This window comes from Cupriavidus sp. 05T313 (assembly GCF_056396665.1).
In genome coordinates this window covers 1-372 of sequence record NZ_JBFTLX010000703.1, presented here as the reverse complement: position 1 = coordinate 372, position 372 = coordinate 1, and the positions used below count along the sequence as shown (strand labels likewise).

General features: G+C 65.1%; 1 protein-coding gene. It reads right to left on the bottom strand.

The window, feature by feature from the left end:
- Positions 1 to 372, bottom strand: a 372-nt coding sequence (locus AC1DKD_RS42465; protein WP_477144898.1) for a family 1 glycosylhydrolase, incomplete at both ends; no start/stop codon positions are given.

Genomic DNA, 372 nt, shown 5'->3' with positions numbered 1-372 from the left:
CTTCGGTGATGATCACGGGCGGCAGGTTGGGGTACCGGTCCGCCATCTCCTTCAGTGCCACGGCCATGTACTCCGGTTTGACCGGCCACCCGTAGGCGGTAATGTCCGCTTCCGGCCAGGCTTCCACGTGGAACGGCGTTGCACCGCTGCCCGTGGCGTTGAGGTCGCTGCCCATGGCTTCCGCCATGCTTGAGGGCACGGTGCCGCTGCCGGGCCCCGCCGCCACCTTGGTGGGCATGTAGTAGTTGAGCCCATAGAAGTCCAGGGGCTGGGAGATGATCTCCATGTCCCCGTCCGGGTGATCGAAGGAACTGAAGAACTTGGCCGCACGGATCAGGTCCGGGTATTTGCCCGTCAGGACCGGGTCCGCGT